General features: G+C 41.6%; 18 protein-coding genes. 3 read left to right on the forward strand and 15 right to left on the reverse strand.

Annotation, left to right across the window (positions count from 1 at the left end; translation table 11 throughout):
* Window positions 1-37: 37 nt before the first annotated feature.
* A complete protein-coding gene (trxB, locus tag CXM95_RS10560; RefSeq protein WP_008378419.1) occupies window positions 38-970 on the reverse strand; it encodes a thioredoxin-disulfide reductase in 933 nt (310 codons plus the stop codon).
* Between the two features lie 185 nt (window positions 971-1,155).
* Between trxB and CXM95_RS10565 the strand changes: the two genes are divergently transcribed.
* Window positions 1,156-2,541 carry an MATE family efflux transporter gene (locus CXM95_RS10565; protein WP_008378420.1) on the forward strand — a complete coding sequence of 462 codons (1,386 nt, stop codon included), beginning with the start codon at window positions 1,156-1,158 and terminating at the stop codon, window positions 2,539-2,541.
* A 153-nt stretch (window positions 2,542-2,694) separates the two neighbouring features.
* Entirely contained in the window at window positions 2,695-3,165 is a 471-nt protein-coding gene (locus CXM95_RS10570) for a glutathione peroxidase (protein WP_005235460.1), read from the forward strand.
* A gap of 231 nt (window positions 3,166-3,396) precedes the next feature.
* Here the strand turns inward: CXM95_RS10570 and CXM95_RS10575 are convergent, their stop codons facing one another.
* Together CXM95_RS10575 and CXM95_RS10580 are read right to left on the reverse strand one after the other, a co-directional pair.
* Window positions 3,397-4,830: a 6-phospho-beta-glucosidase gene (locus tag CXM95_RS10575; RefSeq protein WP_008378424.1), complete on the reverse strand. Its 1,434-nt coding sequence runs from the start codon at window positions 4,828-4,830 to the stop codon at window positions 3,397-3,399.
* A 20-nt stretch (window positions 4,831-4,850) separates the two neighbouring features.
* Entirely contained in the window at window positions 4,851-6,242 is a 1,392-nt protein-coding gene (locus CXM95_RS10580; protein WP_008378426.1) for a 6-phospho-beta-glucosidase, read from the reverse strand.
* 260 nt (window positions 6,243-6,502) lie between these two features.
* Here CXM95_RS10580 and CXM95_RS10590 point away from each other — a divergent pair, with 260 nt between their 5' ends.
* Window positions 6,503-7,423, forward strand: coding sequence for a MurR/RpiR family transcriptional regulator (locus tag CXM95_RS10590; protein ID WP_005235454.1), 921 nt, complete (start codon window positions 6,503-6,505; stop codon window positions 7,421-7,423).
* Window positions 7,424-7,499: 76 nt separating this feature from the next.
* On the opposite strand, the gene CXM95_RS10595 is transcribed toward CXM95_RS10590, so the two are convergent.
* The 12 genes from CXM95_RS10595 to CXM95_RS10650 all read right to left on the reverse strand — a co-directional run bounded on the left by CXM95_RS10595 (window position 7,500) and on the right by CXM95_RS10650 (window position 24,614).
* Window positions 7,500-9,419 (reverse strand): beta-glucoside-specific PTS transporter subunit IIABC, encoded by a 1,920-nt coding sequence (locus tag CXM95_RS10595; RefSeq protein ID WP_005235453.1) that lies wholly within the window; start codon window positions 9,417-9,419, stop codon window positions 7,500-7,502.
* 197 nt (window positions 9,420-9,616) lie between these two features.
* Window positions 9,617-10,459: a BglG family transcription antiterminator LicT gene (gene licT / locus CXM95_RS10600; protein ID WP_005235451.1), complete on the reverse strand. Its 843-nt coding sequence runs from the start codon at window positions 10,457-10,459 to the stop codon at window positions 9,617-9,619.
* 414 nt (window positions 10,460-10,873) lie between these two features.
* Window positions 10,874-11,983: a LacI family DNA-binding transcriptional regulator gene (locus tag CXM95_RS10605; RefSeq protein ID WP_005235448.1), complete on the reverse strand. Its 1,110-nt coding sequence runs from the start codon at window positions 11,981-11,983 to the stop codon at window positions 10,874-10,876.
* A 148-nt stretch (window positions 11,984-12,131) separates the two neighbouring features.
* On the reverse strand, window positions 12,132-12,866 hold the full coding sequence (locus CXM95_RS10610) for a hypothetical protein (protein ID WP_005235446.1): 735 nt from the start codon (window positions 12,864-12,866) through the stop codon (window positions 12,132-12,134).
* Complete coding sequence (locus CXM95_RS10615; RefSeq protein WP_101699153.1) at window positions 12,863-14,992, reverse strand: hydantoinase/oxoprolinase family protein; 2,130 nt, start codon at window positions 14,990-14,992, stop codon at window positions 12,863-12,865. Before CXM95_RS10615 ends, CXM95_RS10610 begins: the two co-directional genes overlap by 4 nt.
* 62 nt (window positions 14,993-15,054) lie before the next feature.
* The gene (locus CXM95_RS10620; protein ID WP_008378434.1) at window positions 15,055-16,407 is read right to left on the reverse strand and encodes an SLC13 family permease; all 1,353 of its coding nucleotides are present in this window, start codon (window positions 16,405-16,407) and stop codon (window positions 15,055-15,057) included.
* Between the two features lie 668 nt (window positions 16,408-17,075).
* Complete coding sequence (locus CXM95_RS10625; RefSeq protein ID WP_008378435.1) at window positions 17,076-18,851, reverse strand: ABC transporter ATP-binding protein; 1,776 nt, start codon at window positions 18,849-18,851, stop codon at window positions 17,076-17,078.
* Window positions 18,851-20,599 (reverse strand): ABC transporter ATP-binding protein, encoded by a 1,749-nt coding sequence (locus CXM95_RS10630; protein WP_042890950.1) that lies wholly within the window; start codon window positions 20,597-20,599, stop codon window positions 18,851-18,853. Before CXM95_RS10630 ends, CXM95_RS10625 begins: the two co-directional genes overlap by 1 nt.
* 198 nt (window positions 20,600-20,797) lie before the next feature.
* On the reverse strand, window positions 20,798-21,016 hold the full coding sequence (locus CXM95_RS10635; RefSeq protein ID WP_005235432.1) for a YneF family protein: 219 nt from the start codon (window positions 21,014-21,016) through the stop codon (window positions 20,798-20,800).
* A gap of 107 nt (window positions 21,017-21,123) precedes the next feature.
* Entirely contained in the window at window positions 21,124-21,927 is an 804-nt protein-coding gene (locus CXM95_RS10640) for an ABC transporter permease (RefSeq protein WP_008378441.1), read from the reverse strand.
* A gap of 2 nt (window positions 21,928-21,929) precedes the next feature.
* Window positions 21,930-22,838 carry an ABC transporter ATP-binding protein gene (locus CXM95_RS10645; protein ID WP_016612225.1) on the reverse strand — a complete coding sequence of 303 codons (909 nt, stop codon included), beginning with the start codon at window positions 22,836-22,838 and terminating at the stop codon, window positions 21,930-21,932.
* 252 nt (window positions 22,839-23,090) lie between these two features.
* Window positions 23,091-24,614 carry a helix-turn-helix domain-containing protein gene (locus CXM95_RS10650; RefSeq protein WP_101699154.1) on the reverse strand — a complete coding sequence of 508 codons (1,524 nt, stop codon included), beginning with the start codon at window positions 24,612-24,614 and terminating at the stop codon, window positions 23,091-23,093.
* Window positions 24,615-24,889 lie beyond the last annotated feature (275 nt).

The following is a 24,889-nucleotide window of genomic DNA, read 5'->3' on the forward strand; positions in this document are numbered from 1 at the left end:
GATTGACACTTTAAAAATAACAGCTGATTCCATTAAACTATTTCGTTAATTGAGCATCCTTTTGTGTTTCAATAAAATCAAACACTTGTTGACCAGCAATACTGCCATCGCCGACTGCCGTCGTGATTTGACGCAAGCCTTTTTCACGAACATCGCCAACCGCGTAAACACCAGGAATTGAAGTTTCCATCTGCTCATTGGTTAAAATCCAGCCAGCATCATTCGTGATACCGCTGGCTTTGAATGGTTCTGTCAACGGATCTAAACCAACATAGATAAAGACACCGCCAGCAGCTTCTTCTGTCACTTCATCCGTTTTTACGTTTCTGATTTGCACGCCAGTCACGACCATCTCATTGCCTTTGATTTCTTCAACAACAGAATCCCAAATAAAAGAGATTTTCTCGTTGGCAAATGCGCGGTCTTGAATGATTTTTTGTGCTCGTAATTCGTCACGACGGTGAACGATCGTTACTTCGGAAGCAAATTGTGTTAAGTAGATAGCTTCTTCGACTGCCGAGTCGCCTCCGCCAACAACAATCAAGCGTTTGTTACGGAAAAAGGCACCGTCACAAACCGCACAGTATGAAACACCGCGTCCCGCGAATTCTTCTTCGCCTTTGACGCCTAACTTTCTATGTACGCATCCTGTGGCAATGATGATTGTTTTCCCTTGATAGGTTTTGTCTTCGGTGGCAACTTCTTTGAATTCACCTTGATCCGTGATGCTCTGAACGATCCCATAGGCATTTTCAACACCAAATTTAATGGCACCTTCATACATTTTAAATGCTAATTCAGGGCCTAAGATTGATTCGTATCCTGGGTAGTTTTCAACTTCAGCCGTATTGTTCATTTGACCGCCAGGTGCGCCTCGTTCAATCATTAGTACTGATAAATTCGATCTTGACGCATAAAGCGCTGCTGTCATCCCCGCAGGGCCTGCGCCGATGATAATTACATCATACATATATTTCCCTCCAATTTGGACTACCCATACTTTACTTTCAAAAGCAAATTCTTTCAACTCATCTGCTTACAAAAAATAATAAGATATTCCTGCTTTTACTTTTGAAAATTACATTGACTTTCTTTTCAATTTTTGTAAAATTTTCACGATACGTCTATTATATAGAAAATAAGGAGTCCTTACAATTGAATAAGAAAAAACTTTTAGGAAAATCAGACCGTGAACTGCTTTTCCTCAGCTGGCCGATTTTTGTTGAGCTATTTTTGCGGGTCGTTATTGGGAATGTCAACGTTTGGATGATTTCTCATTACTCCGAGCCAGCAGTAGCGGCCGTCAGTGCTGCCAATCAACTATTGAATTTAACGGTCTTTATTTACGGTTTCATCACCGTGGGTACTCAGATCATTATCGCACAATTGATTGGTGCGAAAAAACGCGACCAGATACCGAAAGTCATCAATACCGCTCTTTTTGGCTCATTGTTCATCGGGATTTTGATCAGCTTAATGTTCCTTTTCGGCTCAACCTATCTCCTTCGTTTCATGGGATTGGATGCTGAATTAGTTGCTTTAGGTCATGGATACTTACAAGTGTATGGGGGAAGTCTGTTCCTTTCATCGATCACGGCGGTCATAATTGCTGTCATGCGTAGCCACAGTTTCACAAAACCTGCGTTATTGGTGCCGATGTTTGCTAGTATCCTAGCCGTCATTGGGAATTACTTTGTCTTATATAGCCCCTTTGGTTTACCGAATTTTGGTGTGACCGGATTGGCATTTTCTAGCGTCTTTGGTAATTCGATTGGTTTAATAATTGCCGCAATGTTGCTGAAGAAGCATGTGAATTTTTCTGTTTTATCTGCCCGTTTCTCGAATGTCTCTTGGGGTGTGATGAAAAACATTTTGACTTACGGATTGCCTTCTTCTGGCGAGTCTCTTTCCTATCAAGGAGCGCAAGTCGTAGTGACGATGATCGTGGCTCAACTTGGTGCCAGCGTCTTGATTGCAAAATCTTACGTAACAGCTATCACCCAATTTGTTTATTTGATTGCCTCCGCATTGAGTCAAGGGAATCAAATCATGATTGGCCGCAATGTCGGTGCTGGAGAATACGATCGCGCGCATCAGCGAGGCATGCGCACGATGGTGATCGGGATCATTGCCTCGGTAACGATCTGTTTATTGACTTACTTGTTTATTGAGCCAATCATGGGAATCTTTACCACCAACGCGGAAGTGATCGAGATTGCCAAAGGTGTCTTTTTGGTAGAGATCGTTTTAGAAACGGCGCGTGCAGTCAATATGATCCTTGTGGGTTCCTTAAATGCAAGTGGCGATGTGAAGTTCCCATTGATCTGTAGTCTAGTTGTTCTATGGGTCATCAGCTTACCGTTTTCCTATTCACTGGCGATCGTCTTTAAATTCGGCTTGATCGGCGTTTGGATCGCTTATGCCATTGACGAAGCATTGCGCAGCGTCTTAATGATTTATCGTTGGCACTCCGGTGTATGGAAAACTAAATCTGTCGTTCATCCACAAGAAACAGAACCCGAAGTATTGCCAGAAGCATAATTAAAGTCCAGCGGTCTCGGTGACTGCTGGACTTTTTTGTTTTCCATAAAAAATAAAATGCGCCAAGAAGTTTGCTTGGTTTTTTTGAAGACTTTGCTCTATACTTGTCTCAGAAGCTATCGACTACGATTTACATTAAAAGGAGCGTTTGCTATGTCAATCTATGACTACCAAGCAACATTGGAAAATGGCGAAACTTATTCGCTAGCAAAATACGAAGGTCAACCGCTAGTGATCGTCAATACAGCTACGAAGTGTGGTTTGAGCCCGCAGTTCAAAGAACTACAAGGTCTTTATGAAACTTATAAAGACCAAGGATTGGTCGTTTTAGGGTTTCCTTCTGATCAGTTCAAACAAGAAGTCGGGTCAGCCGAAGAAGCCGCAGCCGCTTGCCGAACCACCTATGGTGTCGACTTTCCGATGCACAAGTTAACAGTGATCAATGGAAAAGACGCGGATCCCTTGTTTCGCTATTTGGAAGAAGAAGCACCTGGCACGCTAGGAAAAGCCATTAAATGGAATTTCACGAAATTCTTGGTGGATCGCCAAGGTAAAGTCGTTGAGCGTTTTGCTCCCCAGACAAATCCTCAAAAAATGATTCCAGAAATTGAAAAAGTTCTTTAAAAAACAGAGAAAGGCGATTTTGAGGACAAAACATGTCATCCTTAAGGTCACCTTTTTGTGATTGCTGCAACATAAACATTATACAACAATCACATTGGCGCTTGTCAAAATATCTGAATGTCTATTTCTTCTTAAAGAAACCATTCGTTACAAAGATTTCAAAAAGACTTTAAAAAAACTGCAGTGGATCCCCTTTGATTTCTCAACGGGATCAACTGCAGCTTCTTTTGATTAGTTATTCGATAAATCTTCACCATTTGAAGCAATCACTTGTTTGTACCAATCAAATGATTTTTTCTTGGTTCGTTTCAAGGTGCCGTTTCCTTCATTGTCACGGTCCACATAAATGAAACCATAGCGTTTTTTCATTTCACCTGTTCCAGCTGAAACTAAATCGATACAACCCCAAGTCGTGTAACCCAATAAGTCGACACCATCTTGTTCAACCGCATCTTTCATTGCTTGGATATGCTCTGCCAAATATTGGATGCGGTAATCATCTTCCACATAGCCATCTGCATCTGGTGTATCCACAGCGCCTAGACCATTTTCAACGATAAACAATGGTTTTTGGTAACGGTCATAAATGTCATTCATTGTAATCCGCAAACCAAGTGGATCAATTTGCCAACCCCACTCACTTGCTTCCAAGTATGGGTTTTTCACAGAGGCAAAAATATTGCCAGCCGTTTGTTCTAACAATTCAGCGTCCGTTGTTGATACGCGTGAAGAATAGTAAGAGAAAGAAATAAAGTCTACGGTGTGAGCTTTCAACAGCTCAAGGTCGCCTTCTTCCATTTTGATTTCGATCCCATTGCGTTCCATTTCTTTCAGCGCATATTGTGGATATTCCCCACGTGATTGAACATCAATAAAGAAATAGTTTTCGCGATCTGCTTTGCGTGATTCCCAGACATCTTCTGGTTTGCTTGTATATGGATAGTACGCGCCAGCAGCCAGCATACAACCTACTTTGTTTTCAGGATCAACTTCGTGAGCGATTTTCGTTGCGATTGCGGATGCCAACAACTCGTGGTGAGCCGCTTGATATTTCACTTGCTCAACGTTATCGCCTTCTTCAAAATAAAGTCCCGCTCCCATAAATGGCGCATGTAGAATCATGTTGATTTCGTTGAAGGTCAACCAGTATTTTACTAATCCTTTGTAGCGGTTGAAAATCACGTTACACAAGTTTTCATAGAATCCGACTAATTCACGAGAACGCCATGCTCCGTATTTTTCAACTAAATGCATTGGGCAATCAAAGTGAGTGATCGTTACTAATGGTTCGATCCCATATTTGTGGCATTCTTTGAAAAGATCTTCATAGAACTTCAAGCCGTCTTCATTTGGTTCTGTTTCATCACCTTTAGGGAAAATCCGACTCCAAGCGATCGACAAACGGTAGGTTTTAAAGCCCATTTCGCCAAATAGCGCGATGTCTTCTTTGTAGCGATGATACATATCGATCGCTTCTTTTGCTGGGTAGAAATGTTCGTCATCAAAATCGAACATTTTCATTTGACCAGTAATGACTGGAAAACGATCTTTGCCGATCGGTACCACGTCAACGTTTGCCAAGCCACGTCCGCCTTCTTGGTAGCCTCCTTCACATTGATTGGCAGCTGTTGCGCCGCCCCATAAAAAGTCTTTTCTAAATGCCATGTTTCTTTCCTACTTTCTCTTTATTTAACTAGTTCGCGATCAAGTTCGCGGGCTACTTCATCTTGTACTTCTACGCCTTCTTTTTCAAGACGTGCGATCGTTTCCTTAAATTTAGGCAAGTGATCTTTGTGGGCAATAAACAGTTCGTCCATGACACGTTTTGCCGTATCACCTGATGGAACCAATGGGTTGATGGTGAAGGCTTGTAATGCGATATTGTAATCCCCAGTCACAGCTGCTTCGATCGTTAATAATTCCATTGCTTTCATTACCTGTAACCAACCTTTTTCAGCTGTCGGTAACTCACCAAAGGCAACATTTCTAGCACCTTGTCCGCCAACGTAAGCTGTTACTTCAACTACGCAATCGGCAGGAAGATCTGGAACGGCGCCTTCATTTTTTGTTGAAACAACGATTTGGGTATTTTTATTGGCATAAATGGAAGCAATCGTTTCACACGCTGCATCTGAGTAATACGCACCACCACGTTTTTGCAGCTGTTCAGGTTTATGATCCAATTCAGGGTCTTTGTACAACTCAAACAATTCGGCTTCGGTTTGTTTCACTTGCTGTGCACGGGTCCCAACAGTCTTGTATTCTTCGATCGCATGATTCAGCATTTCTTCTTGACGATAGTAGTAACGATGATAACCGCAAGGGATCATCTTCATTTGTTCTAGCTGTTCTTTGTAAAATGGAATATCAAAGATATTCTTCGGTAAGCCATTGTCTTCTTCATACATTTTATCAATAATATCCATCGTTACATCGTTGCCGTGTGAATCAGCAACTTTGTGCCAATGGAAGTGATTCAATCCTGCAAATTTGTAGATCAATTCGTCCGGTTCTTTACCGATCAAGGCTGGCTCAATCATGGTTGCCATGACTGGCACATTACACAACCCGATCACTTTGTCCCATTTTCCGTAACGCACGATTGCTTCAGTCACCATGCCGCTTGGATTCGCAAAATTGATCAACCAAGCATCCGGACATAAACGTTTCATGTCTTCAACAATTTCAAGAATGATTGGAACCGTACGAAACGCTTTGAACATTCCGCCAGGGCCGTTGGTTTCTTGACCAATCATGCCATAATAAGCAGGAATTCGTTCATCTTTAATGCGGGCATTCAGCAACCCTACTCGAAATTGGGTCGTAACGAAATCAGCATCTTTTAGCGCTTCTTCTCGATCCAATGTCATGTGGATTTTTACATCGTAGGGTGACGCATCCCACATCCGTTGTGCCATCGCACCAACGATTGCTAATTTTTCTTTTCCTGCTTCGATATCTACTAGCCAAATCTCACGAATCGGCAATTCTTCATAGCGTTTGATAAAGCCTTCCATTAACTCCGGGGTATAGCTGCTGCCGCCACCAATGGTTGCAATTTTAATTCCTTTTGTCATTGTATTGCTCCTTTGCTATTTTATTTACATTCTTATTATCATTCATAAAAACATTTGATTCAATGTAAATAGCATATTTAGAAAAAGCGTTTGCAAATCTCGCTTCTTCTTGCAGATGTTTTGTAAAAAAGATTTACAAAGAGCATCAAATAAGGAATAATTAGGATGTAAACGATTCGCTAGGTACTGAATAAAAACGAATTTTTGTAAAAACCATTTACAAATAATCATAAAAAAATGTAAAAAGGAGCATATATACCATGTTGTTACAAGAAAAAATGCGCCAAATCAAACTAGCACCAGCGGAACGATCGTTGATCGATTATTTATTAGCCAACCCGACTGCGATGGCGGATCAAACCATTAAGGAATTGTCAGAAAAGACCTACGTTCATCCTTCTACTTTTATTCGGATTGCCAAAAAATTAGGCTTCAATGGTTGGCTCGACTTAAAAACGGCCTTTGTGGAAGAGCAAACTTATATGAGCAGCCATTTTACTGATGTAGATGCGAACTTCCCTTTTTCCTCCCATGACGGCATTATGACCATCGCCAAAAAGTTGGCAAAGCTTGAACAAACAACGATTGAAGATACGCTTTCCTTGATCCATCATGATGAATTACAAAAAGCGAAACAATCGTTGCTCAACGCCAACCATATCAAGATCTTCGCCAGTAATGCCAATACCTTGATTTCTCAAGACTTTGTTTTGAAGATGCGGCGTTTAGGAAAAAACATTCACGTCTGCGACACCTTCGGCGAGAGTGCTTACGAGGCATCTAACTGTACCTCCGATACGACCGCGATCTTGATTTCTTACACCGGTGAAAACAAAATGGTCAAAGAAATCGGTAAGATCCTTGCCGAGCGGCAGGTTTCCATCATTGGCATGACGAGTATCGGGGAGAACTCCTTGGCGAAATTAAGTAATTGTGTTTTGAATATCACGACAAGAGAACGGCTCTACTCAAAGATCGCCAACTTTACGATCAATACGTCCGTTTGCTACTTGCTGGATTTGTTGTACGCAGTCGTCTTTTCGGAGCATTATGAAAAAAACTTGCAGCATTTGATCGATATTGGCATGGCTTATGACAAGCGCCCTACATCATCGACGATAATCGCTGAGCCAACCTACGATAAAAATCTTCATTATAAAGACTCACTTTTTCCCAATTAAATGACTGACAAAAAGCGATCGCTTCACATGGGCGATCGCTTTTAACCTTACGTAGAACTTGTTAGAAAGTTTTTGGCTAAACTAAAGCCGTGATCAAATCATCGGAACAGCCTACCTCACGTTTGTCTGACTCGATGATATCCAAATAATCGGCGGAGTTGGTGACTAACACTGGGGTCTCAATATTAAATCCAGCTTTGATCAATGCATCCTTATCAAAGGTGATCAATTTTTGTCCGCGAGTCACCGTGTCGCCTTGCTTCACATGGGCTTCAAAGTATTCACCGTTTAATTGAACAGTATCTAAACCAATATGGATCAAAAGCTCTAAGCCGTTCTCAGAGATCAACCCAATGGCATGTTTGGTTGGGAACAAGGTCATTACTGTTCCGTCAAAAGGAGCCACAACTTCGCCTTTTGAGGGATGGATCAAGATGCCTTTTCCTAGAATCCCTTGTGCGAAGGCTTCATCTTTTGCACTGCTTAGTGGTGCGATCGTTCCTTCAACAGGGGAAGTGATTACTTCTTTCCGAACAGTCATCGCTGGTTGTCCTTCTGCGATTTCTTCTTCCACCGCATCATCTTTCCAGAAAGCCATCGTCAAACCAAAACCAATCGCTGCAGCGATCAAGATCCCGATGACCGAGAACCACATGCCACTGGCATCGCCTTCTGGAGTGATATAGTTAAAGATTCCAAAGACGCCTAAACCACCAGAGGTATAGCTCGTTGTGCCATTGATCATTAAGAAGGCACCTGCGACCGCCCCACCAATCATTGAGAAGAAAAACGGCATTTTTTTCGGTAACGTGATCCCATAAATTGCTGGTTCTGTTACACCGAAAAGTCCTGAGATAATGGCTGGTGGACATAGAGCTTTTAGTTTTTTGTCTTTAAGTTTAAAGTACATAGCCATCACTACCGCTGTTTGGGCAAAGCTGGCACCAAATGATGCTACCAAAATTTGACTGTAGCCGAGCTGTGTCACTTGCATAATGTGTAGTGGCACAACTGACCAATGCAAGCCGAAAATAACCAAGACTTGCCAGAAGAAGCCTAATAACAAACCATAAATCGCTGGAGAGAAGTCCATCAATGCTTCAAATCCTGAGCTTAAAAGATCCGTCAACATACTGATCACAGGTCCAATCACCAAAAAGCCAATTGGCAATGCAATCAATAAAACCAAGAAAGGCACTAAAAATGTTTGGACAACAGACGGAATGATTTTCTTCGCCAATTTTTGAACTTGTGCAGCGAATGCGATGATAAAGATTACTGGAACCACACTACTAGTATATGTCGCACCAACCCACGGAATCCCTAAGAAGGTTTCATACGCTGGCAAGCCTAATAAGCTATAAGGTGCAGCAGCTCCCTCGCCAGCTCCGGCAACAAATGCCGCTTGCAAGGCTGATCCTTGAATCGTCGGATAGCAAAGCGCCGACCCGATCACGATTCCCACCATTGGATTTAAGCGGAATTTTTTTGCTGACGTATACCCTAAAATCACCGGCATAAACATGAAGATCGAATCACCGATCGCATTGAACATCACATAGGTACCAGTCGTTGTTGTATAATCGATCAAACCTGTTGTACCAATAAAAAGCAACAGTGCGTTTAGTCCTTTGATCATCCCAGCCGCACACAAAGCACCTAAGAAGGGTTGGAAGCAGCCGCTCAAAATATCGATCAAACGATCAAACAAGTTGCCACCTGAGGCTGTTTCTTCAGCATCACCACTGATTCCTGCAACATCGATCACTTCTGCATAGACATCTGGCACATGGTTTCCGATAACCACCTGGTATTGACCGCCACTCTTCATGACCGTCACGACACCTTCCATATTCTTTAAGACTTCATCATTTGCGACGCCTTCATCCTTTAATTTAAAACGCAGGCGTGTGATACAATGCGTCAAGCTATTGATGTTCTCTTTCCCACCGACATTTGCGACAATTTTTTCTGCTAATTCACGATATTTACCCATTTTTGATTCCTCCAATTTTTTTGTATTGAAGGTTTAGCCAACTGAATGTCACTATCCAAAATGTTTCGTCTTTGATATGCTACTTCTTAACTAGCGGTCCTAAAAATACGTTTTAATAAAAATCATTGCCAAAAAATTATTCTTTCTTCTATATCTTGCACTGAGTAAAACTCCTTCTCCTTTCTTCTTTATTTCAATCAACGATTTTTTTGCACAAGTCTGGCAATATGAATCGTTAAATACAAACTTTCGTCACTGGACATTTGATACTGATACTGATTTTCTAATAGTTCAGCGATTTTTTGTACGCATTGATACGCATTTCGGTACTTCACTTTGACCATAGCCAAAAGATCTTCATCGGTTTCATCCGTATGAGGGGTATGGTTTTGCATTCTTGAGACAAAAAATTTCAAATGCGTAGTGAAGCGATAAAAATAAACGGACTCTTCATCAAAGGTGGTTTTGAAAAAATATTTAACAATGTTAATGATGTCTTGCATCGTTTGGGTTAGCTCAGCAATATTGCCTTGGTCACCATTTTCGGTTTGCGCATTGACCAGATGCAGAGCAATAAAGCCAGCTTCATCATCTGGCAGCTGAATCCCGTAATGTTCTTTGATTTTTTCTACTGTTTTGCAGCCTATTTGGTACTCATCGGGGAAAAAACGCTTGATATCCCACAATAAGACATTTTTGACCGTCATTCCTTTTTTCGATCGTTCAATGGCACAGTGCATATGATCTGTCAGCGAGATGTAGATGGAATCATTGATGGGGGATGACAATTCTCGCCGAGCATACTCAATGATCTCATTGGATAATTCAAGATATTCCAGTGGTAAGTCAGCAAGCAGCTCTTGAAATTGAGATAAGATCGTCTGATTTTCTAAGCGATATACTTTATCGACCGTTTCTGAAGAAATGTCATCTCCCACTTTTTTCTTAAAGGCAATCCCCCGCCCCATAACAATAATCTCGTTTTGACTTTGATCGGTAGTGATCACAACATTATTGTTTAACACTTTACTGATTTTCATGTCCTACCCCCACTTACTTTATCATTGCGGATATGGTTCATTGCTTGTCTTTGTTGTTTAGCCAACAGTCAACACAGAAAAAACCTCATGAAAGCAGCGCAAATACCGCAGCTTCATCAGGTTTAGCTTGTTAAAAATCAACAATCACTATCCATTAGAACCAGTTCTATTATCTTTATCATAGCAAAGGTAGAAAGCGCTGTCAATCGTTGTTCGTTATTTTTACTGACACCTAATACGAATCTATTGATCGTTTGTTGAAAACACGAGGGATCAATTTTTATTCGTTCTTATCTTAGATAAAGACAAAACCTTAACGAACGATAAAAAACCGCTCCCCAAAGACTTGACTGATCAGTCTAATGATGGGGAGTCGGCTATTATGTCATTTGCTTCTTGTTTTTTCAAAAAAAGCTAATCATCTTGTTTACGATAATTTTTTTTGATGTAAGGCTGGTTTTCTTGGTTCATACGGATAACGATTTTATCAAAACTATTGTCACTCACTTGTGTCGAACCACTCATTTTGATTTTTGGCTGTACTTCGATCACTTTTGGTTTATACTGCATTTTCCCTTTTGAGATCCGCTTGACTAAAAGTTCAGCAGCTTGCGAACCAATTTCATACGACGGTTTTTCAATCACAGACATTTCATGATGATAAAGTTTGTTCCAGCCTAAATCATCATAGCCCCCGATCGCAACGTCTTCTGGAATCCGCAAGCCCAAGCTATAGATCACATGGATCAATGCAAACATCAACTCACTGTTTTCAGCTAATATTGCTAAACGATAGCCTTGATTTTTTTTCAACAATTCGTTTAGTGATTCCTTACACGCGTCAAATGCCACTTGTGTTTCTTCGATCTCAAATGCTAGTTGCTCAGGATTTCTGACTGCGATTTTAGAACTTTCCAGAAAAAGAGCAAGTTTTTTCTTCCGACTAGGCGTTGTGAGCGGTGGTGTAAAGTAAGCGACTCGATCAAAGCCTTCTGAATAAATACGTTGAATCATCTCGGCCGTCGCTTTTTCATTATCAACGATGACTGTATCAATCATCAATTCTTCGATCGTGCAATCAGCCAGCACGATTTTGACCTTTTGCTCAGTCAAGCTTTTCACGAATGCTTCGTCCTGATTCGACGATAGAATAAGCCCTTCCACTTGACGGTCGATCAACGCTTGGATTTGATCCTGCTGAGAAATATTTTTTTGATCGGTTTCAACAAGAATCACCTGAAAAGATTTTCGTATACAATAATCATTGACGCCTCGAACTAAAGCTGCTACTTCCGGGATCATGATATTGCTGACAACGATGCCGATCAATCCCGTTTTATTGTTTTTCAACCCCTGTGCTAGCGCATTTGGACGGTATTCAAGCTCTGCGATCACTTCTTCGATGCGCTTTTTTGTCTCTGCTGACATAAATTCATATTTGCCATTCAAATATCTAGAAACGGTGGTTTTTGAAACATTTGCTTTTTCTGACACCATCTTAATGGTGATTTTCTCATTTGCCATTCAATCCACGCCTTGCTTTTTGCTGTTGGTCAATTATATCATGGAACCCTTGAAAAATGAACAAGGACCGATTTCGTTCGACACGGACTGTCCTATCTCAATAGTGACAGATCGTAAAGAAGCCGCTAAGTGAGCTATTTTCAAAGAACTAGCCCATTGCTTCAATGTGGCGCATTTCTTGCTGCACGACTTCATATATACTTTTTGAAAAGTCCACTTCCAACGGATAGGAAAGCAAAATATCTAATATTTGAGGCACAAAGTCTGCCTCACACAGTTCTTTTGCAAAAGCCATCGCAGCAATTTCCGAAGCACAACCAACCGTTGACCGGTGCTCGTAGGAAAAAAAGCGCCACAGTGGGATCGTTTTGGTGATATGGTACATCGTGGCACCATGTTGCTCTTCTAAATAGTGAAAAATTTCATGGGCGATCAAGATCCCTCGGACAACTTCTGGTTTAGGCAATATTTGCGAAGATTGAGTCAGCACAGTGTAGGCAGCAATGGGTTCAGTGATCAATTCAATGGAGCGCTCCATGACAAACTGCGCAAAGACCATGCGAAACTTCGTCGGTTTTCCAGATCTTTCCGTAATTGATAAACCAAGCTTATTCGCCAAGTACCAGGCACGATCTGCCTTTTCCTGTTTTTTCAAATCAAACTGGTCGAGCATTTTTTGCGCCCATGTTCTACCACATAAGATGGCTTCTTCAATGATTTCGTTTTTTTCCTCTTCCCTCACTTTATTACGTAGCATCTCGCGGGTAAACTCAAATACTCCCCAACTGAATTCGCTGATGGGCATGAGCTGTTCATACCACTTTTCTAATAATGCCAGATCAACCGTATTTTGCTGTTTTAAGAAAAACCTCTGCTTGATCATAGGGAGTTCGCCGCCAGAATCATCACTTCTTCATTAGAATCAAAAGTCGACATTTCGATATCGATCAACAACATCAATGCCTCCAAATCGTTTACTGAAAAATCCATCACCCGAGGTCCGGCACAAATATAGAAATCTGGACGCAAAATCACTTCTGTCTGATAGATCGCCAAATCATCCCATAGTTGCTCGACTGCTTGCACATAATTCTCCGCGGTGGTTTTGATGACCTTCCCTGAAGCTCGTTGTACTTTAATAAAGCCTTTTTTATCAAGGATTCGAATTGCCGGATTGTCTCCTGTAGAAACACGGGTTCCAAACACATAAAAATGCGAGCTTTTCTCTAAAAGATCAATTTCGTTAGTAGGTAGCCCTAAATCGCCCGCTGCTAATTCTTGGGCTTCCTCGACGGTTGCCTCTGCTAAAAGATCCGTCGTCTTGACTTCGGTGGAACCAGTTGCAATGGCTGTGACTTTAGACGTTTGAGGATCGATTTCGATAAAGACTTCCACACTTTCTGGGGTAGCCCCACTCTCAATGGCTTTATTGATAGCCTCTGTTTTGATTGATCGCAAGTCTTCTTTCGAAGGTGAAGGAATAATCCGTTCAACGACATCTCGTACCATCGCTAGGGCGACGCCAATAGAGGAAATCACTTCAGCATTCTCCGGAATCGAATATTTTACGCCCATTTTTTCTGACAAGTAGATAATTAATGACGAAGCGCCGCCGCCAACTCCTACTAATGAAATCTGGCTTTTTTCTAGTTTGTATTTTTCTGCTAAAGCCAAAATGACTGGCTCTAATTTTGCGTAAGAACGCTCCATGATTTGAGTCGCGATATCTTCGATCGTCGTGCCACAATAATCCGCTAATACGCCCATCGCTTTTCGAGCCGCTTCGATATTCCCATAAGAGAAATGTTCCGGTTTGATCAAGCCCAACACGTTTGCTGCACATGAGTTGGTGATGGTTACCCGATCACCATTATCAAATTTGATTGCAACATAATCTGCAGGATCGCCTTCTTTCGGACTAAAGAATTCCACCGTTCCTCCTGTCCAGTTGATTGGATCAGAGTAAACTGCGTAGTCAAGACCGGCAATATGTGCAGAACGAGGTCCTACATCTACCACTCCATTAGCAGTTGCGCGAATCATGGACCCCCCTGCACAGCCCGTGATTCGTACATCCAAACTGGAAATGTATGTTTCATGTCCGCCAACGACAGAATAGTCGATCGCTGGCCGTCCGTTTTTAATGACACCGATATTGGTGGTTGTGCCGCCTACTTCAAAATACACGCCATTTGATGCTCGTAAATACATCAGTGAACCCATTACTGAAGCTGCCGGACCCGAGAGCATGGTCAGAACTGGCCGCTTTTTCATCTCAGCAATCTCCATAACCCCACCATCGCCTCTCATGATCATTAAGGGTACATCTACACCAGACTCCTTCACAGAGACTTCCGTGGAATTTGCGACAGATAACATTTTAGGTAAAATACTTGCATTGATAGTGGCAGTTCGTGTCCTTCTGGTCAATCCGTAAAGTTTCGTGATATCTGAAGCAACAGTACATGGAATTCCTTTTTCTGTACAAACTTCCATCACTAGATTCTCAGCATCATTATTATCTACACCAAAAGCCATACTAGCGACGATCACTTCTGATCCTTGCCTCACTAGATCATCGATCATTTCTTCAACACTCGCTTTATTCATTCCTTTGAGTTTTGAGAAGGCATTGATGATCTTAATGGATCGCTGATTCCCTAGAACGATATCGGCAATTTTTAATTGACGCTTTGCCAGAAATCCTTCGAAACCACCACGAGCCATACCGAAAACACCAATGTCAGCCACATCCCCTTCAATCAAAGCGTTCGTGGCTTGGGTGGTTGAATGAGCAACAAAAATCACACTTTTTGGGTCAATATCATTTTCTTTCATACAATTTTGAAAACTCTCGACAACGCCAGCAGCTACCCCCCGTTCATGATCATGAGTGGTCTTCACGCTGGATTTTCCTATGATCTCGTGAGTCAGATTATCGATAGCGACAGCTTTTGTATGGGTACCGCCTACATCGATCCCCATTCTAACTTTTCTTAATTCACTCATTTCCACTTTCCTCCTACATCCATAGTTGCATGATTTATTGATTAGCTACGTTCTTTCATCGACTAGTTATTCAAACCGAACAAAATGAGCGCAATGATACACAGGATCGCACTAGAAAGCCACCCAGCTGGTATCGAAAACTTCATGAAATCTTTAGAACCAACTTTATGATGTCCTAGACCCCATGCTACCCATGACTGAGTAATATCCAAATGCTGAGGAGCGATCGTGACCACAGCGAAAAGTGGAAAAATGAATGCCAGATCCCAATTTGTGGCAGCTAAGATCACTGCCGCTACTGCGCCTCCTGATCCGACTAAGTTCAAAGGACCGCGGAAGAAACCAAGGGGCGCTAAGATGGCAAATAAGATCGCAAGAGCCACGGTACTATGAGGAACTAGACCGCCAACGATTGGTTCAAAGAAAGGAACCGCTAGACTTGCAGCTGAATTAAACATAGCCAGTACTAATAAGAAACCTACCAGGGGCGCAACATCGACAGCACCATCTGCAAATTGTTTAGCTAACATGCGGCAAATATTCACGAAACCACCTTTTAATTTTCCGCAAGTCAGTAAGGCGTACAAAGCTGCGAGAATAAATGCTGGAATAATAGGAAATTCAGCAAACACAACGAGTAAGACTGGTGCGATCACAGCTACCCAAGAATACCAAGGAGCATCGCCTGAAGTTGCGCCAGGTGTGGAAGCCCACGCTTTGACTTTTGATGATTTCGCACGACTTAAAGCAATATTGGCAAAAACCAATGTCACAAGTAAGGAAACGACTAGTGCAATCATGCCGAATGTGAAATAATCGGAAAACCCATATTCCATCATGGATTGACTTCCGTCAGGTTGTAATGCCGCTAAAATACCTTGGTATTGCACAAAATTTGTTACATTGGCAAAAATTCCCGCCATGATGGAACCCATAAAAGCGAATAAAGCGATCGCTGTTGGAATACCCAACGCTTGCAAAATTGGCATAACGATCACTGCGATAGAGATTACAGGACCAATGCCCGTCATGGATGTGAAACATAAAGCAGTAACAGTACATAAAAGGGTCATGGTGATCCGTGGTTTATCCCCACCAAGCTCAACAACCTTGCGAATCAGCGTTGCTGCGATCCCTGTATCCATCAAAATCCGACCAAAGAAGGAACCGAAGAAAATATTGACCAGAATCGAACTAGCAAAACCGGCGGGTCCTGTTTGATAAATATTTGTAATCGTATCGACAAAATTCAAAGCTGTTAAATCCGGACTCAACGCATTGCCAATAAAAGCTAAAACGGTCCAAAGTGTTGCCATAACGAAGAAACCCACCATCAGGTTGAACCCTTTGACGCAGTACCAAACCATTCCTAAGAAAGAAACGATCATTAAAATACCAATTATAATTTCTACCATAAATTTTCCCTCATCTTTCCATTTGAACTTTTTTTGTTCATACATCGTGTTGCAAGTTTCTACGTTTGCTACTTCCCCTATTCTCGCTGAATGCGACCTTTATCATGAAATAATCGGCTAGACTTGTGACCATTTCCCACGTTTGCTTCCCTCCTCTTTTTTGTTAACCGTTTTAGTTAACCGGTTAACAAAAATTTTAAAAAAATAAAACAACGAATAATATCTCGTGTTTATCCACTATCTTTAAGCTTCCACTCGATTCTCCTTCGATCCCTTCTCGATGGGGAGCTGCCACTATTCAAATCAACCTCCATATTCCACTCTCGTCGGTTGGGCTCTTCGTAAAAGATAGGCTCAGGATGCTTGCCTTTTGATTAGAGCCGCTTCCCTCCTGTTTCTCCTCTATGATTCGATCCTCTTGTTTGCACAACATTTCACATAAGGCTCCTCTGACACTCGCCTGACCGAGCGTAATTACTAGTCTAAACCGAAAAGGATCCTAACCGATTAATCATTTGTTTGACTAGGTGCTAGTTGTTTTAATGTCTACATGATAGCAAAGGGTGAAAACGCTGTCAATCACAAATAGAAATTTTTGCTTCATTTGTTCAATTTATACAAAATAGACCTTAAAATACCTACGTGGTATTTTAAGGTCTATTGGCCGTTTAAACTTCACTTGCCTGCAAACGGTACATATCGGCATACAACCCTTTTTGAGCCAAAAGTTCATCATGGGTGCCTCGTTCGACGATCGAGCCTTTATCAAGCACCAAAATCAACTCAGCATCGCGAATGGTAGACAATCGATGGGCGATCGCGATCGTGGTTCGCCCTTGACGCATATTTGCCAAGCCTTCTTGGATCAGTCCTTCTGTTTCAGTATCGATATTGGCAGTCGCCTCATCCAAGACCAGCACTTTCGGATCGGTCACCATCGTTCGGGCAAAGGAAATCAATTGCCGTTGCCCGCTTGAATAACTGGCACCCCGTTCAATCACTTTGGCGTGGTATTTACCAGGTAGTTTTTGAATAAAGGCATCTGCTTGAACAAATTTTGCTGCTGCTTCGATCTGTTCTTCACGAATGTCCTGATTCAATAAGCGGATATTGTCAGCGATGTCCCCATAAAACATGAAAGCATCTTGCAATACGAGTCCAACTTTTTTCCGAAGCTCTTCCATCGTGAAGTCGCGGATATCTTGATCATCGATCAAAATTTGCCCTTCCCCAAATTCGTAAAAACGCATCAACACATTGATGATCGAGCTCTTGCCACTTCCTGTGTGACCGACTAGAGCCACGGTCTCACCTGGATAGGCGATGAAAGAAATATGATTCAATACGTTGTTTTTTCCATCATAGGAAAAACTGACATCACGAAATTCAATTTTTCCTTTGGTGATGGTTTGACTGGCATCGGAGTTTTGCTGCGGCGTATATTCTTCGTTATCCATAATCTTCAAAATCCGGCTGCCGGCTACCATCCCATCAGTAAAGACGCTGAGAAAATCCATCATCTGTGTCATGGGATTAAAGAATCCTTGAATATAGGTCGTAAAGGCGAAAATCAACCCAACTTCAATGGGCGATTCTAAGGCATCAAACCCAAAGAGCGTCAATGACAAGGCAATCGCTAAGGCATACAACAAACTAATGATTGGTGATAGTAGCAGCGCATTCGTGCGGATCATAGCGTATCTAGTTTTCAAATAATCATCGTTGGTCGCTTCGAATTCTTCATTCAGCCGCGCCTCTTGACGGAATTGCTGAATGATCTGCATGCCAGAAATCGATTCATTCAATTTCGTATTCAGCTGACTCAGTTTTTCCCGCATTTGACGATAGATACGAGAGCTGAATTTTTGATAATACCAGATGACTACCATTAGGATTGGCAGAAAAATCAAGTTCAGTAAAGCAATTTTGACGTTGATGCGAAACATGGCGGCAAAAGAAGAAACCACCGCAAAAATCCCTGTCAATACCATCAAGAAGACATACCAAAATTCATACAACGTTTCTGTGTCGTTGCTGACCCGTGAAACGATTGAACCCGCTGGCGTCTGATCGAAATAGCGCATCCCAAGACTATGCAATTTTTCAAATAATTTTGCTCGAATATATTGATAGGTTTTTAAAGAACCCATCGAATAAAGGAACCATTGGAAAAACCAAATCACAGCTTTTACCAACACCCCAAAGAAATACAATGCAGCAAAGAAATAAATGACTTGCTGGGTCGCCGTTTGATTGGTCAAATAATTATCCATAAAGGTTTGAATGATCAAAGGCAACAGGATATTGACGATCGATAGCACAAAAGCAAAAAAGATCGCTGCATAGAAGGTTTTTCGAAATGGCTTGGCAAAAAGAAACATTCGCTTGATGATGTTTTTTTGTTCTTTAAAGGGAATCGATTTACTCCATTCTGATTCTTGCATTAGGCTTCACTCCCTTCGATTTTGGCTTCTAGTTGCTGTTTGTCCCACATTTTTTTATACCAGCCATTTGCAGCCAATAATTGTTCATGGGTCCCGCGTTCACTGATTTTCCCATTGTCGATCACGAGAATTTCTTCTGCGTGCTTGACACTGCTTAGGCGGTGGGCAGCAATGATCGTTGTTTTATTCTGACGGAACGTCCGTAATTGTTGTAAAATAGCTTCTTCCGTTTTGGCATCTACTGCTGAAAGGGCGTCATCTAAAATCAATAATTCTGGATCAGTGATCAAAGCACGGGCAATGGATAAACGCTGTTTTTGTCCGCCAGAAAGAGAAACACCACGTTCCCCCACCATCGTTTCATACCCTTCCGGAAACTGACTGATATCCTCGTGGATCACTGCCAATCCAGCAGCCGCTTCAACTTCTGCTTGAGAAGCCCGTGGTTGCGCAAAGCGGATATTGTCTCGAATCGTCATGGAAAATAAGAAATGATCTTGCGGAACATAACCGATTGATCCCAAAAGAGCATTCAAAGAGTATTGCTTGCTATCGATGCCCCCGAAGGTGATCGCTCCATCAAATGAATCATACTCTCGCAACAAAAGCTTCATCAAAGAGGTTTTTCCAGCACCGGTTTTCCCGACGACACCAAGTGTTTGCCCGGCAGGCAAAGTAAAGTGGATGTCTTGCAGGGCAAAATCATCTCCTTGATAGTGAAAATCATTGATTTGAACGTTCACCGTTCCTTGAGCTGGGGCATCGACCGCATCTTTGGCTTCAATGATATGGGTCTTTGCCGCCAACAATTCGGCAACCCGATCATAACTAGCATTGCCTCGTTCCAGCACATTAAACAGACGTCCAATGGCAAACATCGGCCAAACTAACATACCGATATAACTGATGAAGGATACCAATTGACCGATCGAGATGGTACCGTCCATAACATAATTGCCGCCGACGATGATCGTCAGCACATAGGAGATTCCGATAATGATCGTAATAAACGGATCAAACAAGGCATCCAGAAAATTGACTTTGCGGTTTTTGATGATGGCATGGTCAATTTTGGTTTGAAAATCAGCGATGTCCTCTTTTTCCTGTCCAAAGGTTTTGATGACTTTCATCCCAGTAATACTTTCTTGGGCTTTGTCGTTGATGGAAGAAAATGCTTCTTGCGAGTCACGAAACGCATCATGCAATTTGCTACCAAGAACCCGTGCCATGACTGCTAAGAAAGGCAGCGGCAATAGAGCAATGATCGTTAACCGCCAATCGATAAAGAGAACCATCGCAATGATAGTAGCTCCACCAGAGATGAAGGAATCAGCAAAGGTCAAGATCCCCGCCCCTGCCACATTCTGGATGGCATTCAAGTCATTGGTGGCATGGGCCATCAAATCACCTGTCCGATGCTTTTGATAAAACAACTGATCCATCCTTGTAAAATGTGCAAATAACTGTCTGCGTAACGTTTTTTCTAGCCGAGCGGCACTGCCCCAGATATGCGTTCGCCAGACAAAACGAAACACATATTGAGCGATAGCTGAAGCAATCAAGATCATGACCCAAAAAAAGATCGTCTGCATCGAGATCTCTTTTTCCGCAATTTCATCGATGATGATCCCGATAACTTTGGGAGGGGCCAACTGTACCAAGGCGACTAGGACTAAAGAGCCTACGCCTAACAAATAATGTTTCTTTTCTTGTTTAAAAAACCAACCTAACTTCCTAAATATTGACATAACACTCTCCATTTCTTTGTGACCTGTTGCCTAAATTTTGCGATTTTTCCGAATATTTATTAGATTCAGATTCGATTGCTACCCCGCTATTCACAGAACGTAAATAGAAAAAGCAGCCTGGGGACATTCTTTTAGTTTCTGCATTTTGCCGCAATAAAAAGCGAGCTGATAAAATCAGCCCGCTTCTTAGAAAAAAACCTACTTTTGGTTTTTCATTTGCTGCATCATCTGACGAATCTTTTTCTCAGAAGGTTTTTGACCCATTGACATCATCATCGAGCGAAGCATATCCTCATTAACGGGAGGATTTTTCTTTAGATAATCTTGCATATATTTACGCGCCAAAAAGAAGCCGCCGACAGCGCCTAGTAATGCTGCAACAACAGCGATCACGATTACGATTCCTACACTAACCATTTGAAAACTCTCCTTTCTCTTGTACTCTCAATGAATCATTTTACTAGAAAAAAACACAAAAAGAAAGAGTGAAAGTTGGATTTATCCAAAAACTTTCACTCGTTTCCTCAACTTAATGCGACATCTCTTTTATTGAATAACCAATTTGTTAAAAGGTAGATTAAAACACTATAAACAAGGATCCCGATCGCCATTTCCCAATAGCCCAATCCCGGATCAAAGGCAGTCATCTGCATGTCAGGACTATTTAATAAACTCGGTATCTGCTCTTTGATATTCATAAAATTAAACGGGTTCCACTTCAGCCATGGGTATTTTTCTTGAGCAAAAAGCATGATCGAGTTGATGATGCTGCTTCCAAACAACATACCCAAGCCTAAGCCAACCGCCAGGCTTTGAGAGCGAATGACGGCTGAGATAAAGATGGTCAATGCAATATAAAAGACAATCAATAGCAAGTTGGTTCCCGCAAAAACAAAGGCAACGAGAATCGCCGCTAGCCCGTTGTAGCCAGTAGCAGCAAAAGGTGATTCAGCTGCTAAAAATAAATTGGCGGCTGCTAAACTACTGATTAGTAAAACAGCAGTCCCTAAAAGCGCAAATAAAAACGTGTTGATGGCTTTTGCTGCTAAGATTTGGCTTCTGGAAAAAGGCCGAATCAATAAGAACTTGATTGTTCCACGACTGAACTCTTCCGCCACTGAAGAAGCTGCCACAATCACCACAAATAAGTTTAAAAAGGAAGTCATGTCGCTCAAAGAAGCGAATAAATCATTGGCACCAATCTCGGGACTACCTAAGCGAACCACATAGGTCAACCCAAAAGTCATTAGAACCAATAAAAGCAGCATGATCCAAGTAGAACGTTTTTTGGTTAATTTGATCCATTCATTTTTAATCAATGTCAGCATGCTTACAAACCTCCTTCTTCGGTCCAAGCCAAGAATGTATCTTCTAGAGAAGATTGCTTTGTCCGTAGTTCTTTCAAGCCGATCCCAGCCGTCACGATCGCTGCAGCGATTGCCGAACGCTGATCTGTTGCTAGAGTGACTTGCAGTTCATCTGCAACCTGCAAGACCTCGACCTCAAAGGAAGCTTTTAACATTGCTTCTGTTTCCGCATTATCATCAGTTTTAATAATCAGTACATTTTTCTCTGCTTTCAACTCTGCCATTGCTACTTGATGAGTGACTTTTCCTTTTTGCACCACGATCAAATGATCGGCAATTTGTTCGATATCGCTTAATTGATGACTGGAAACTAAGACAGAAACGCCTTTTTCTCTCAAAGAAAGAATCATTTCTCGAAACTCCCGCATGCCTTTAGGATCCAGGCCATTCATCGGTTCATCTAAAACTAATAAGTCTGGTTGATGGACCAATGCCTGGGCAACACCTAAACGCTGACGCATCCCTAATGAATAGGTTTTGACTTTTTGATGGATGTGTCCTTCTAAATGTACCTGACGAATAAGAGCTTCTAATTCTGCTGTCGTACTTTTTTTCTTCGCCATGCGCTGATACTGCATCAAATTTTCATAGCCTGTCATATAATTATAAAACTCAGGATTTTCAACGATCGCACCGACTGAGGCAATCGCGGTTTTAAAAGAAGAATCCAGTAAATTCCCCATAATGGCAATCGATCCTGTGTTGTGCTTCATCAACCCAACAATCATCCGAATGATCGTCGTCTTCCCAGCCCCATTAGGCCCTAATAAACCAACGACTTGTCCTTGGCCCACCACAAAGGAAACATCCTCAATGATTCGTTTGGTTCCAATCAATTTGGAAACATTTTGCAGTGCTAATACTTCTGTCAAAGTTACCCCTTCTTCCTAACACCTTTTCTGCAACGATTTTAAATAAAAAACGTTATGATAATATGTATACCATGCCATCTCTGTAAAAAAAAGTCAAGAAGCGAAAAAGGAACGACGATGTTCCTGTTTTTGCTTCTTGACACCTGTGTTTATCAAAGTCGCTTTTCACTTTCGCCTTACTGCCGAAACTTACGAAATTATAAGTTCTGTCTGCTCAGCCAACCCACGCGGCTGATTATTTACATGGTACGATCAAATCGATTTGGCAAAAACGAGCTTTTCAAAAGCTGCCTTGTTCTTGGCACTTCTGATCTGTTTGATCGTTTGTTTAAGTTGTTTCCACTCCTTTGCGCTTGGTTGACCGTTCCAATAAAAGATATAGGGCTGTTCTTCCTCAGAAAATTCTTGATGAATCGGATAATCACTGATGACCAAATCTGGTTTTTGAGTAAGTGAAAGATGCGCCATCGCTCGATGCGTTGCATTCAATAGTCGGTTCTTCATCCAAAGTTCTTGCGTTTTTCCGTATTTCGAATGGATCGAGAAAGTGACTGGCTGTTCATATTTGATAAAAATAACTCTCAATAACATACAGTATTGGAAAATCAATCGGTCATTCTTTTGCAGCAATGCACGCAAATCAGGTAAAGAAACAGTCGCTTCCTCAAAAAATCGTTTCACGGTCGGATACAGCACCGGGAAAGCCGCTTGTAGCTCTTGCTTGTCGGTCGGTTTACCAAAACTATCACTTTTTTGTCGGGTACCAAAAAGGTTGGAAGCAGAATGGATCATTACGAAATTAACTAGTAAATAGTTTTTTTCAGCATCGGTAAACCTCAGACGAAAACACTGGGCTAGTTGTTCAACAAGTAATACTTCTGGCTGATACTTGGGTTGGGTCAACCACGAGAGTTCCGCCTCGCAAAGATCCTCTTCAAGATAGGTGTTCATTACGCCAAACATAAAATACAAGAAGCTGCATTCAGGCTCCGAGATTTCAGATAGAGAAAGGTGATTGCCGTTGAATAATGGCTTTAAAAAGACCTCAAAAAACTGATTCCTTTCAATCAGTGGATGTTCAAAGGTACTTACTTCCTCTGGTAAAAAAGTGATTGGATGCTTTTGATGAATTCTTTGCAGGGAGATAGCGAATAGATTAAGAAACTTATCGATATCGATTTTTCTCATATAAGAAGCATGAGTTTCAAACAAAGCCATAATGCTTTCTTTATCCTTGATCGATGCCACTACCTGTGAGTGCTTCTCATCGAAAATCTGCCAATAGGTTAAATGATAAAAATAGCGGATCGCGTATTCCTCACCTGTCAAGGGATCTCCTTTTTTCAGACTATAGGACAAATGATAGTTCGCCAAAATGTGATTTAGTTCCTGCAATTTTCGTTGGACCGTTCGGAGACTGCTGAAGGTTTTGAGGCTGAGTTGTTCAAGGGAGTGATAGTCCCCGTGAAAGAGTGCATCGAGTAAGATAAACCCAACGGTTCCCTGTAACAATACATTATATGCTTGACTCAATAAAAATCGTGGAGAAAAAGCAATCAACACTTCTTTTTCTTGTTCATCATAAATCAACGTAAACTGAGGATAGCGGGCACAAAACCATTCGACTTGTTGCACGATCGACTGCATTTTATTCGTTCTCCTATTGAAAACATCAGAAAGCTCTTTAATTGTATATTTTGGTTTGTTCGTTTCGTAACAATAGCTAAGAAACTGAAAAATTTGTTTTTCTGTGGTATCCAAAAGTGCGTGTAACATGAAAATTCCCTCGCTTGTATGGTCAGCCAAAGCTGTTTTTTGCTTTGAATCTATCACCTTACAAAATTGTAAGCTGTGAATGTTTGGTGATCGTACCACTGTGCACTCTTTTCTGTCAAATTACTTTTAACAAATTTTCCTTTCGTTATTTGCATATTTTCATAAAAAAAGTCTGACGCTTCAAAAGGATCGTCAGACTAATTATGAATTACGGCAAAACAACACGTGATTGTGCATTCTGGGGAAGAAATTTCCAATCGTGGGTTATCAATTTT

The sequence above is a fragment of the Enterococcus sp. CR-Ec1 genome (genome assembly GCF_002850555.1).
Lineage (GTDB): Bacteria > Bacillota > Bacilli > Lactobacillales > Enterococcaceae > Enterococcus_D > Enterococcus_D entomosocium.

Coding starts and splice junctions, on each gene's coding strand:
- CXM95_RS10615 (WP_101699153.1), bottom strand. CDS start 14,992: ATGAGTGAATTAAGAAAAGTTAGAATGGGGATCGATGTAGGCGGTACC.
- CXM95_RS10575 (WP_008378424.1), bottom strand. CDS start 4,830: ATGGCATTTAGAAAAGACTTTTTATGGGGCGGCGCAACAGCTGCCAAT.
- CXM95_RS10605 (WP_005235448.1), bottom strand. CDS start 11,983: ATGGCAAATGAGAAAATCACCATTAAGATGGTGTCAGAAAAAGCAAAT.
- CXM95_RS10625 (WP_008378435.1), bottom strand. CDS start 18,851: ATGCAAGAATCAGAATGGAGTAAATCGATTCCCTTTAAAGAACAAAAA.
- CXM95_RS10635 (WP_005235432.1), bottom strand. CDS start 21,016: ATGGTTAGTGTAGGAATCGTAATCGTGATCGCTGTTGTTGCAGCATTA.
- CXM95_RS10580 (WP_008378426.1), bottom strand. CDS start 6,242: ATGACAAAAGGAATTAAAATTGCAACCATTGGTGGCGGCAGCAGCTAT.
- CXM95_RS10610 (WP_005235446.1), bottom strand. CDS start 12,866: ATGATCAAGCAGAGGTTTTTCTTAAAACAGCAAAATACGGTTGATCTG.
- CXM95_RS10590 (WP_005235454.1), top strand. CDS start 6,503: ATGTTGTTACAAGAAAAAATGCGCCAAATCAAACTAGCACCAGCGGAA.
- CXM95_RS10620 (WP_008378434.1), bottom strand. CDS start 16,407: ATGGTAGAAATTATAATTGGTATTTTAATGATCGTTTCTTTCTTAGGA.
- CXM95_RS10640 (WP_008378441.1), bottom strand. CDS start 21,927: ATGCTGACATTGATTAAAAATGAATGGATCAAATTAACCAAAAAACGT.
- CXM95_RS10650 (WP_101699154.1), bottom strand. CDS start 24,614: ATGTTACACGCACTTTTGGATACCACAGAAAAACAAATTTTTCAGTTT.
- licT (WP_005235451.1), bottom strand. CDS start 10,459: ATGAAAATCAGTAAAGTGTTAAACAATAATGTTGTGATCACTACCGAT.
- trxB (WP_008378419.1), bottom strand. CDS start 970: ATGTATGATGTAATTATCATCGGCGCAGGCCCTGCGGGGATGACAGCA.
- CXM95_RS10630 (WP_042890950.1), bottom strand. CDS start 20,599: ATGTCAATATTTAGGAAGTTAGGTTGGTTTTTTAAACAAGAAAAGAAA.
- CXM95_RS10570 (WP_005235460.1), top strand. CDS start 2,695: ATGTCAATCTATGACTACCAAGCAACATTGGAAAATGGCGAAACTTAT.
- CXM95_RS10595 (WP_005235453.1), bottom strand. CDS start 9,419: ATGGGTAAATATCGTGAATTAGCAGAAAAAATTGTCGCAAATGTCGGT.